This is a genomic window from uncultured Clostridium sp. (assembly GCF_937920395.1).
Taxonomy (GTDB): Bacteria; Bacillota; Clostridia; order Clostridiales; family Clostridiaceae; genus Clostridium_AD.
In genome coordinates this window covers 1-8,748 of the sequence record NZ_CALEVF010000320.1, presented here as the reverse complement: position 1 = coordinate 8,748, position 8,748 = coordinate 1, and the positions used below count along the sequence as shown (strand labels likewise).

The 8,748-nt window shown below is 31.3% G+C and carries 7 protein-coding genes and 1 pseudogene; 1 reads left to right on the top strand and 7 read right to left on the bottom strand.

All coding sequences use genetic code 11. The features are described from left to right. Positions 1 to 419 precede the first annotated feature (419 nt). Positions 420 to 995 (top strand): 4Fe-4S ferredoxin, encoded by a 576-nt coding sequence (locus Q0649_RS19735; protein ID WP_298845890.1) that lies wholly within the window; start codon positions 420 to 422, stop codon positions 993 to 995. A gap of 82 nt (positions 996 to 1,077) precedes the next feature. Here the strand turns inward: Q0649_RS19735 and pgmB are convergent, their stop codons facing one another. The 7 genes and pseudogenes from pgmB to proA all read right to left on the bottom strand — a co-directional run. Beyond that, a complete protein-coding gene (pgmB, locus tag Q0649_RS19730; RefSeq protein ID WP_298845889.1) occupies positions 1,078 to 1,725 on the bottom strand; it encodes a beta-phosphoglucomutase in 648 nt (215 codons plus the stop codon). 36 nt (positions 1,726 to 1,761) lie between these two features. Continuing rightward, positions 1,762 to 2,589, bottom strand: a complete 828-nt coding sequence (locus tag Q0649_RS19725) for a carbohydrate ABC transporter permease (protein ID WP_298845887.1) — start codon at positions 2,587 to 2,589, stop codon at positions 1,762 to 1,764. A 12-nt stretch (positions 2,590 to 2,601) separates the two neighbouring features. After that, positions 2,602 to 3,558: a carbohydrate ABC transporter permease gene (locus tag Q0649_RS19720; protein ID WP_298845885.1), complete on the bottom strand. Its 957-nt coding sequence runs from the start codon at positions 3,556 to 3,558 to the stop codon at positions 2,602 to 2,604. Positions 3,559 to 3,612: 54 nt separating this feature from the next. Then, the gene (locus tag Q0649_RS19715; protein WP_298845883.1) at positions 3,613 to 4,836 is read right to left on the bottom strand and encodes an ABC transporter substrate-binding protein; all 1,224 of its coding nucleotides are present in this window, start codon (positions 4,834 to 4,836) and stop codon (positions 3,613 to 3,615) included. Positions 4,837 to 4,871: 35 nt separating this feature from the next. Continuing rightward, on the bottom strand, positions 4,872 to 5,882 hold the full coding sequence (locus Q0649_RS19710) for a LacI family DNA-binding transcriptional regulator (RefSeq protein ID WP_298845881.1): 1,011 nt from the start codon (positions 5,880 to 5,882) through the stop codon (positions 4,872 to 4,874). Positions 5,883 to 5,941: 59 nt separating this feature from the next. After that, entirely contained in the window at positions 5,942 to 8,224 is a 2,283-nt protein-coding gene (locus Q0649_RS19705; protein WP_298845878.1) for a glycoside hydrolase family 65 protein, read from the bottom strand. Between the two features lie 326 nt (positions 8,225 to 8,550). Continuing rightward, positions 8,551 to 8,748, bottom strand: a pseudogene (gene proA / locus Q0649_RS19700) (gamma-glutamyl-phosphate reductase); the annotation flags it as partial.

The window sequence follows — 8,748 nt, the reverse complement described above, 5'->3', positions numbered from 1 at the left end:
GTTTTTGATTGAAATAATTGCATGTTTGACATTTATATTACCTCCTGAATTAATAACATAAACCACTTACTCTATTTATACATTATACTGTATTTTAATGCATATGTCAATAGAGTATTTCAATATTCCATTAAAGTTAAAACTGTTTCCATTTCAAGAAGTAAACATAAAATGTCATTAACATTTATTTTAAAAGAATATATATTGTATTGTATAAATATACACATGTACGTATATTTTTTTTATAGAGTTCTATAACAGCTTATATTTTCTATCCTAAAACGTTATTATTTGTCAAATATAAATGAATTTATCACTGCTAAATATTCCTGAGCAAAACAAGTAGGCACAAGCATGCATATTTATCTGAAATATGTAAAAACTAACTTTAACAATAAATATATACAAAGGGAGCTAAAATGGAAAAACAGACTGATTTGTCTAACTATATAAGTAAAAATGTTCTAGCTGAAGGCGCCATATTAGTTGGATTCACTAAAATAAGGATAATCGAACCAGTAATTATACTTGGATTTCCTTTTACAGATAAATGGTTTCTAAAGCAACCTTTAAACATAGCTAAAATGATCAAAAAAGAACACGGTATAAGTAAACATGTACAAAATATTACTTCTAAAATTCTTGAATCTGAAGGCTATACGACGCATCACAAAAGTATTCTTTCTGTATACGGGGATTTTCGACCGTTAGCTGTTTCTGCAGGTCTTGGGCATTGGGGTAGAAATGGAATAGTTGTAAATAATGATTATGGAGCTGGGCTTCTTTTTGCAGCCATTTTTACTAATGCACCACTAGGAGTATCTCCAAGTGAAAAGCATATAAACAATTGCACAAATTGTGAAGAATGTATAATTGCCTGTCCTGGTAAAGCATTTGAAAATAATACTTTTCATCCATATCGTTGCATGCCAAATATAATTAAGGGTTGCTCAGAGTGTATAAATGTATGCAAAAAAAATCATTCTAAAACCTAAAAAATAAGCAGGTCCACCCTGCTTATTTGGCATTATATTTAATGTTTTGTAATAATATATAAGTTTTTCATTATTAACTAAATTAAAATTCTATCATATCAATATGAGCATCATTAAAACCTTCAAAAATCTTATCAGCATTTAAAAGTACATCCTTTTGTCCTATTCCAATAGCCTTCATATTTGCAGCTTTAGCTGCATCTATTCCAGCTTGTGCATCTTCAAATACCACACATTCTAATGGATTAACTCCTAATTCACTTGCTCCTAGCAAAAACACCTCAGGATCCGGTTTTGCTTTTGAAACCTTGTTTCCATCTATTATAGCATCAAAATATGAAGTTAAGTTTAGATTGTTTAGTATAAGCATAGAGTTTTTTGATGCTGACCCCAATGCAATTTTTATGCCATTTTGCCTTAATTCTATTAGAAAATCTTTAACTCCTGGCAATATTTCGCTTTCATCTAATTTTGATATATACTCCACATACCAATTGTTCTTTTGCTGGGCCATATTTAATTTTTCTTCCACGCTAGGATTTTTCTTTCCTATTGATAATAATATATCTAAAGAGCGCATTCTACTAACGCCCTTTAGCCTTTCATTATCTTTTTTCGTAAAATCAAATCCTAAATTACTTGCAAGTCTCTTCCAGGCTAAGTAGTGATATTTTGCTGTATCCACTACTACACCATCTAAATCAAATAAACATGCCTTTATTTTACTCATTCTAATACCTCCGTGAAATATTTATTCTTTGTCTTTTTATTCTTTACCACCTGTGCTGGCAATACCTTTAATAAAGTTCTTTTGGAATATTAAAAATACTAATATCATAGGTAATGATATTAACATTGCTCCAGCTAAAACTTGATCCCACATTTGAAAATACTGCCCATAAAAGGAGTTTAAACCAACAGGCAATGTGTACATTTCGTCTGATGCTGTTAATAAGTTTGGCCACAAGAAACTATTCCAGTTACCTGTAAACATCAATATAAATTGTGTTGTTAATGCTGTGGTTGCAGTAGGTATTATTATTTTAAAAAATGTTCCAAATCTACTCAATCCATCTATAGCTGCGGATTCTTCTAGTTCCTTAGGTATAGTTAAGAAAAATTGCCTCATTAAAAACACACCAAACATACTTGTTAAGAATGGTATTGTAAGCCCTTTGTATGTATTAATCCATCCGAGCTTACTTAGTATCATGTATGTAGGTACCATAACTACCTGTCCAGGTATCATCATCATTCCTAGAACTGCTAAAAAAATAGTCTTTTTTCCAGGAAAATTAATTCTTGCTAAAGCATATCCAGCCATTGAATTAAATACTAAATTTCCAATGGTGCACACTAATGCAATGAAAACACTATTAAGCATCCACCTTGTAAAAGGAAAGTTCTCAAATATATACTTATAGTTTTTAAAAGATAATGTACTTAAATTCACTGAAAGGGTGTTAGTTTCTGAGGATGGTTTAAGTGAAATAATAAAACTCCATAAGAATGGCCCAAGAGTTATTACAGAGTATAATATTAGTATTAAATAAAATAATATTCTAACTGGGGATACTTTTTTTCTTTTTTTCATAACTCTACCTCCCTAATTTGCTTCTTCCTCTTTGAATATTTTCTTTTCAATTAATGTTAGTGTAAATATTATGGCAAAAAGCACAAATGCTATAGCTGATGCATAACCCATTTCGGATTCTTTAAACGCTTTATTGTATAAGTATAAAACTACAGTCATAGTACTGTCTAAAGGTCCTCCGTTTCCACCAGAGATTATATATGATTGATCAAACATTTGAAGAGTTCCTATAACAGATATTACTAAATTAAAGAAAAACGTTGGTTTAATCAAAGGTAGTGTTATTTTAAAGAACCTTTTAAATTTATTTGCTCCATCTATTTCTGCAGCCTCATATAATGTTTCTGGAATTTCTTGAAGTCCTGATAAAAATATTATCATGTAAACTCCAACTGACGACCACACAGCCATTAGGACAATAGCACCCAATGCAAATTTAGGATCCTGAAACCAACTTCTTGGAGCTACACCAAATATTGTCAGAAACCTAGTAAATAGTCCATCAACTTTAAATAAGAATAGAAATATAAGTGATACTGCAACAGCAGATGTTAGAGTTGGTATATAATAAGCTACTCTAAAAAATGCCTTTGCCTTAATCTTAGAATCCACTACTAATGCAAGTAACAACGCTATAATTAACTGAAGTGGTACAGCACATAATGAATAAATAAAAGTATTCTTCAATGCTTTTATAAATATAGGGTCCTTTATTACTTTCATATAATTAGTAAGTCCTACATTTTTTGCACTTAAAATTGTTGTTTGGTCGAGTAGTGAATACTCCTTAAAACTTAATATAAAAGCTACAATTACGGGACCTATTAAAAATATTAAGGCAGAAATTACAAAAGGAGCCACAAATAACCATCCATCTAGCTTTTCTCTAGTCCTATTAGTAAAAAATCCTTTTGGCCTTTGTTTTCTTTTTATAGCTTTATTTCCGGTGGGTGTTTTTAATGAGAACATATTTTCCCTCCTTTTTAAAATAGGAAGCAAGAAATCATGCTTCCTATCCTAGTATTATTGTGCTGCTTTTAGTGCATCATCTAATGCTGTTTTACCATCTGGGGTTTTCCCAAGTCTAATTCTTTCACCTGCTTTTCCAAGTTCAAGATTAATTTTAGCAAATTTCGTACCATAAGAAAATACATTTGCATACTTTGTTCCATCTACTAATGCTTTTCTTTCTGGGAATTTATCTGTAAATACAGTTCCCATTGATTTTCTTGTTGGTATTGCAAGTCCAGAATTTGCTACCATTTCTTGTGATTTTTTACCTGTTAAGAATTTAATAGCCTCCGCTGCCTCTTTAGGATGTTTTGTGTTTTTACTCATTGAATATGCAACTGTAAATAACAAATTACCTTGTTTTTCTCCTTTTGGAAGTTCTGCAATGCCATATTCAACTGATGGTGCTTTTTCCTTCATAAATGGTATCATCCATCCGCCTTCAATTACCATAGCAACCTTTTGAGCAGCTAGAGAATCACCAGGCCATCCATCTCCTAACTCCTTTGGAAATGCTGCATATCCTTTTTTAAACATTGAATAATAATATTCGAATCCTTTTACAGCTTCTGGAGAATTAAATACCATTTTTTCTTTATCAACAATTTTACCACCTGCTTGGAACATGAACGGAGCAAATCTTGCCGAGTCATCTGGTAGTGATAGTGCTTTTACCTTGCCCTTTGTTAACTTTTTAGCTACCTCTTCAAATTCTGCCCAAGTTTTTGGAGGTGTTGTAATTCCAGCGTCTTTAAACATCTTCTTATTATAAAAAATTCCTAATGAATTATAATCTTTTGGCAGACCATATGTTTTACCGTCCTTTTGAAATCCTTCTAATAGATTAGGATAAAAATCCTTTAAATCTTCTTTATCCAAATACTCGTCTAAAGGTGCAACTACGCCTTTATCAATAAAAGATGATGCAAGAGAAGAATCTAAATAATATAAATCAGTTTCTGTCTTAGCTGCTATTTTAGTCTGCATAACTTGATTATAATCTCCTACAGCAACTTCCTTTTTAAGTGTAATCTTTTTACTCTTATTTTCTGTATTAAATGCAGCTATTTGACCATCAATAAGCTTTGATTCTGCAGGCGATGAACCCCATATTTGAACTTTTAAAGTAACTGGTCCACTTGTGGTAGCCGTTTTAGTCTTACTACCACAACCACCAAACATTGTAGCTGTTAACGCTACTGAACATACTAATGCAATTATACGATTTCTTTTCATTTATATTTCCCCCCAATTAATTATTAGTTATTAATTTATATTTTAATTGATGATTCTCTTTCAATTAGCTCAGGTTCTAAAATGATTCGACCTAAATACTGCTGTGATATTATACTTAAAATTAAATTAGCTGCAGTTTTGCCTATTTTTTCTCTATCCTGTCTAATACTTGTAAGTTTAGGTGTAACAAAATTGCATAAGTTAATATCATCGAAGCCTATTATAGATATATCCTTTGGTATGTCATATCCCATATCCCTTAAACCCTCTATTGCTCCAAGAGCCATTAAATCACTGGCACAATATATTGCTGTTATATCTTTATGATTTTTAATAAGCTCCACCACAGCAGTTTTTCCTCCTTCATAGGAGAACCCACCACTAACTATAAGATCTTCTTCAATATTAATACCTTTTCTACTAAGTGCCAAATAATACCCATCTAATCGCTCATAGCTAACTAAAGCATCCTTATGCCCATTTATAAACCCAATTTTTGTATGGCCTTGCTTCAAAAGATGCTCTACAGCAATTATTGATCCTTTTATATTATCAACACCGACGCAACCTACTTTTGGGTTTTTTATGAATATGTCGTGTAAAACGCAAGGATAGGACATATTTTCCAATTGCCTAAAATAATCATCTGTCATTTTAAGTCCTAGTATTAAAGCCCCATCTAAATGTTTTTCCTGAAATAGTTTTTCAAGTTTCTTTCCCTTTTGCATATCAGAGGTTGTAGAAAGTATTACGGTTTCATACCCGTAATCTGAAACCACTGACTTAAATGCCATTAACATTTCATATATTATATAATCTCCTTCATTGTAATCTTCCACCAATATTCCTAATCTATAATTCTTTGTTCCGCTCAAACTTCTAGCAACTATGTTTGGCCTATATCCTAAATTTTCTGCAACTTCTAATATGTTTTTTCTAGTTAATTCGCTTATGTCAGCATAATTATTAAATGCTCTAGATACAGTACTTATAGATACCCCTGCTTGTTTTGCAACATCTTTTATAGTAATACCTTTTTTCTCCATTTTGTTTTCCTTTCATCTCACGAAATTTATTCTATAAGTACTATTCTCCACCTTTTCTATTATCTTGCAACTATTAAATGATGTTTATCAGAAATAAAATATTTCTTATCATATATAATTAATGATAAATCGCCAGTTGAATTTACTTCTATTTTATCTTTTGATATTGAAATACCTACTCTTGAATTTTTCCAATTAATATTAAAGGATAACCCCTCCCATTGCTCTGGCAACCATGGATTTATGTTTAATATGCCTTCTTTATTAACTCTTAATCCTACAAATCCAAAAATAGCACTTTGCCATGATCCTCCTGCAGCGGCTGCATGTAGACCAAAATCTGTATTTCCTTGATTATCTTCTAAATCTGTATATATAGCCTTCATAAAGTATTTATAAGCATTTTGCCTATCTCCTACTGCAAGTCCCAATATTGAATACATAGAAGGACTTAAAGACGACTTGTGCATTGTTCTTTGCTCATAATATTCATAGTTCAATTTTTTAACATCTTCTGAAAACTCTTCAGGAAGCATAATCATTAATTGAGCAACATCTGCTTGTTTTAAAAGTTGTGTTTCTCCTAACTTGTTCCCTTTAAAATCTGGCCATATGGGCATTTCATTCTCATCATACTTTGAAATTTCTATATCTGCTAAATCGAAATATCCCTCAAATTGCTCAATTATCATTCCGTCTTCACTCTTTGGGATATATATCTTTTTATAAATTATCTCCCACTCATTAAAATCCTCTTCATTAAGTCCTAGTTTTGAACAAAGCACCTTGTACTTAAGATTATCCTCAGCCTTCAACCAATCTTTAAAAAACAATGCTTTTTCTATATTCCATTTAGCTAAGTAATTTGTAAATACATTATTGTCAACGTGCTCATGAAACTCATCTGGTCCTATTACTGAGCTTATTTCATACCTATCTTGGCCTTTATTGTATTCCACTCTGCTTTGCCAGAATTTAGCTGTATCAAGTAATATTTCAATGCCTTGATTCACAATGAATTCCTTGTCGTTAGTTGCTCTATAATACTCAACAATACCAAATGCAATGTCAGAATTTATATGATATTCCTCATCTCCGGTCCAAATTCTAACCGCATTGCCATCATAATCAAATCCCCACTTTGGTGTAACCTCAATTCCTTCATCTGCCGCTTCCCATGCGAATCTTGCTCCTTTATAGCCAGTCGTTTCAGCATTCTTTCTTGCACCTTGTAGGGTATTATATCTATACATTAGCAGTGCCTTCGCAACATCTGGCCTTGTGTATATAAAGAAAGGCAGCATGAACACTTCAGTATCCCAGAAAACATGACCTTTATAACCTTCACCATGAAGCCCTTTTGCTGCTATACTTACAGTAGTATCCCCTTCATATGCAGAAGATGCTAGTTGAAACAAATTGAATCTTATACCTAGTTGAGCTTTTTCATCTCCATCAATATTTATGTCTATTTCATTCCATATTTTTTCCCAAATTATTATATGTTTTTTAATTTCTACATCATATCCATCTTTCATAAAACCCTTTAATTCTTTAGTTCCAGCTGTAAATAAATCACTTTTTAAACCTCTATCTCTATCGCTAATGCTTATGCCATATTTAACTACAGTATAGCTTTTACCTTCTGTCATAAATGTTTCATAAACTTCACTAACTATTTCACCAAACTCACTATATTTTCTATTCTTAAATATATTACCTTTTTCATTTTCACCCATTAAGGTTGTTAACTCTAAAACTTTTATATTATTGTCATTTGTCTCTACAGTTAGTGCTATACCTGGATTACTATCATAGTTGTTTTTTACTTTGAAATGTTTAGTCTTATTCATTACATCCCAAGCACTATTAGTTACTGAACCATCTATATAGTTTTCAAGAAATACCTTTCCATTAAAATTTAGTGGTGTTATTTCATATTTTGAAGCCCATCTGTTAATTTTATTTCTACTAACAAATCTCTCACATTTAACTTCTATACTTTTGCCCTTTTTAGTAGTAGCAATAAAACTTGTATATAAAATGCCTTTATACATATTTAATTCCCTTTTGAAGCTATCTAGGCCGCATTCATCAATATCAATTTTCTCATCCTCAATATATATATTGAACCCTAAAGGATCTTGGAGATTTACTATTTCCGTTACTTGACTTTGAGATTTATCAAATATACCAGCTATATAATTTCCTTTACTACCCTTTGATGAAAATTCTAAAGCCCCTCTTATACCTCTATATCCATTTGCTAATGTAAAAAGCGTCTCATATTTTCTATTGTTATAACTATTGTATTCGTCCAATGAAATTTTCCATAAATTCATACTAAGCACCTCCATGTTCCCCAATACCTTCCGATATTTTACGGAAACGTTTTTGTAACTTTAGTTTACTTTTTAGTGAAAACATTTTCAAGTCGTCTGTAACGCTTTCCAATCGTTATTTTTATAGTTTTGCTATCAAATTCTACCTTATCCTCTATGTATCACAATATTGTGTTTTTTGAAAACGTTTTTATGAATATTGATAATGCCAATACTATTCAATGCTCAGTTTAATAATTTTAAAAGGCACTAATAATATTATTGAAATACAATAATATTATTAGTGCCTTTAAATTTTTCTAACTTCTTAACTTTAAGATTACCCCTTATTCTCTAACTTGACCATCTCCATATATAAGATATTTTGTAGTTGTAAGTTGTTCAAGTCCCATTGGACCTCTAGCATGAAGTTTTTGATTGCTAATTCCTATCTCTGCCCCAAATCCAAATTCTGCGCCATCTGTAAATCTTGTAGAAGCATTCACATAAACACAAGAAGCATCAACTTCCCTTAAAAATTTCTG